Source organism: Microcoleus sp. PH2017_05_CCC_O_A (assembly GCF_020738785.1).
GTDB lineage: Bacteria > Cyanobacteriota > Cyanobacteriia > Cyanobacteriales > Microcoleaceae > Microcoleus.
This window is the reverse complement of record NZ_JAEQCB010000281.1, coordinates 1-3,012: the sequence shown is the minus strand read 5'-3', so window position 1 is coordinate 3,012 and position 3,012 is coordinate 1. Positions and strand designations below refer to the sequence as shown.

Below are 3,012 nucleotides of genomic sequence, written 5' to 3'. Positions count from 1 at the left end.
ACAATTGCTAGGGAACTCATAAATCATAAGTTAGGGTGAATCCGACTTCTAAACTCTAAACCTAAACCCTGTCTACTGTCTAGAACGAAATAGCCCTGCGTTCCATGCTGTAATTTCGAGTTTCAAACCGCAGCCCTCCGGTTAAACTTAACTGCTGGATGGGTCGATATGTTACTTGAGAAAAAATGGCATATGTCGTATCGGTAAAATCTGCTGGTGTTATACTTGTAGCTGGAGGAAAACCGAAAGCTACTGCATCAGGACCAAAGTTAACAGTGGTGTCCGATCCAGTCTTTTTATATTCATAATAAGCGCCAACTAACCATTGTAATGTCTGCGCATCGTCTGGCGATTGCAATCGAAATTCTTGGCTCCACTTGAGCGTGTTTAGATCGACATTGGCGTTGACTATGGCTAAAGGACTAAAATCGCCGTCGCCAGAACCTGGGCTGTTTCTAAACTCTCGCCTTGAGGTGATCGAAGTAAACCGAATTCCCGATCCATTGTACAAAACTCTCAAAGATTGATCGTTGCCAGCAGAGTGAATTTTACCCAAAAAATCTTGTGCAACTTCCCTACGATTTGCATTGTCGAATGGAACAAGAGTGAAACCACCGTCGTTATTTTCTTCGTAGTTAAGGCCTAGCCTGACATCCCAATCTTTTTCGGTAGAAAGCCAGCGTAGTTGACCCCGCAAAGCTAAACTTTGCCTTTGGTCCATCAGTTCGTCCAGCAGCGTATTGCGAACAAAGCCGTCTCTTTCTGAATACAAACCAGACAAACTGATAGATATATTTTCATCAACTGGACCTTTAATAGTCAGTTGATTTTCGCGCAATCCGGGAGAACCGTAGGTAGTAGAACCCCTGAATTGCCAAACATTTGTCGGGGCTCTAGTAACAATGTTAATTACTCCTCCCTGAGTGTTTTGGCCGTAAAGCGTTCCTTGCGGGCCGCGTAGCACTTCAATGCGTTCGATATCGGTGAGGCTTGACTGAAAGCTGAACCAGTCGGAATAGGGAACATCATCAATGTAAAATCCGATCGAAGAACCGCCACTGGTATTGACACTGGGAATGTTGCCTAAACCACGAATGTTAAATGAGCTTCGGGCGCGATTTCCGCTTTCTAAAATAGAGAAATTGGGAGCTAATCTGGGAATGTCTTGGGATGAAGTTATGCCGGAGTCTTGGACTTGCCGCCCAGTGATGGCTGTAATGCTTGTGGGTACATTTTGAATGCTTTCTTCGGTTTTTTGGGCAGTTACGATGATATTAATTTCTGATTGCGGGGTGACGCTGACAACTAAACCGCTAGCACCGGCAGTGACGCTGGCACTGGGTAGTTGGGCTTCCCCAGTGACGCGCACTCGGATAGTATTGGTGTCGAGTTGGCTGGCGGTGACTGACGTAATTCCGGTGGCTGGGTTTTCGGCGCGAAATGTTTCGCCCTGCGGCAAAGCTAGTCGGGCACCGCTGATATCAATTATTAAAGTGTTGCGATCGCTCCGATCGCCCGCCTGGGAAAATGGCAACTGCCGCCCCGTGGGGGTTTCCAAGAGGATTTCCACGCCTGTAGCGGTGCGGTTGAGCTTGACGCCTGTTACTTGAACGGCTTCCGGCTGGGGGACTGGTATTGCTGGTGCAGGCTCTTGAGTCAAAAATTCTGCACTGGTTTTGGGCCGATCGATCTCGCTGAGCCGCCTAACTTGCAATAATGGCTGTTCGGAGTTTGTCTGTCGCTGTTGTTGCTGTTGTTGGGGTTGATCGCGATCGCCCGTTGCATTTACTGCTGCGGCATCGAAAGCCGATCGCTCCTGGGTATCGACTGCATTGCGTTCGCTTGCCACTGCTATCTGCGAACCGTTGGTTTCAGAATCTTTTACAGCAGTCGATTCGAGAGAGATCGCACTGCTGCCATTATTTTCTTTTTCCGAGATTGTCGGTGGCAAACTCGATTCGCGAGCGATCGCACTGTGGCGCGTATTGTCGCTTTCCGATATTGCCTCCGCAGAATTTAAAGGTGCAGGGTTTTCTGAGATATTTCCCAAACTTTGAGCGTTGTCTGTTTTGCGATCGGATTCCCTAGGAGCAATTGCTTGCTGCTGTTCGATCGCGCTTTGAATTTCCGAAACCTCTAGGGGCAACAGTCGATCGGCATCATCCAACTCTCGATCGTTAGGGGAAGTAAGCCGGATGTTCCTAAATTCGGCAGTCTCTGAGAGTGCTGGCCCTGCTCCTAATATCAATGCAGTGCCTGTCATAGCCAAGAAGCTGAGCAATAGTCTAGTCTTCAAGTCTGTATCCTCACCACTTTTGTAAACTTCCCAGTGGTTTCGGCTTTACAGCCAAAACGCCAATAACTTAACGCATTAAATTCTCATTAACTAATTTAAAAAATGCGCTATGTCGATTTCCTTAATGACAATAATACTTAATATCACATAGCTAAATCTTTTTTACAATCTTTTTAGATTTTCTAGATTGTTACGGATCGAGCGCAAGTATCATTCTCGGTCACACCAGCAATAAACCCCAGTTTTCCTAGGATTGTCAAGCTTTTTAGCGTAGTTCTCGACCAGATTTAGTATCTTAAAACACAAGATGTCGATATTGTCAAGCTCTAAAAAACATTTGAGATAATTCAAAAATTTGGATTTTAGTTTCAATAAATTTTTGCAAGTTTTGACAATAACAAAGAAAAGCTAAAGAAATAAATGCAATAGATTCTCATTAGTTTATGGTGGGTTGAATAGTTTAACTGCCAAATACAGCAAGTACGCAATACGAGTAACGGGACAAAAATAGGATTCAGGCAAATCTCTCGATCGAGGTTGCCTGTCAAGTGCTAAATAGGTAGTCCCCTGAAGGAAAGGATCGACAGAATAAAACTGAATTCAAAAAAAAGTAGGCATTTAGAGTTGTAAATTAGCATTGTAATGATGCACAAACCGCCAAATTGCAGCAATATGATTTTCTAATTTTTTAGAGAAGGCTAGGCTCTTTCTTACCA

1 protein-coding gene and 1 pseudogene are annotated in these 3,012 nt (G+C 44.8%); both read right to left on the bottom strand.

The genetic code is table 11. From position 1 onward, the window contains the following. Positions 1 to 79: 79 nt before the first annotated feature. Positions 80 to 2,263, bottom strand: a complete 2,184-nt coding sequence (locus JGK20_RS33820; RefSeq protein WP_293233763.1) for a TonB-dependent receptor plug domain-containing protein — start codon at positions 2,261 to 2,263, stop codon at positions 80 to 82. A 651-nt stretch (positions 2,264 to 2,914) separates the two neighbouring features. Next, positions 2,915 to 3,012 (bottom strand): annotated as a pseudogene (locus JGK20_RS33815) (IS1 family transposase); the annotation flags it as partial.

Bases quoted from the DNA above. Each gene is read 5' to 3' on its own strand.
- JGK20_RS33820 (WP_293233763.1), bottom strand. From the start codon at position 2,263: ATGACAGGCACTGCATTGATATTAGGAGCAGGGCCAGCACTCTCAGAG.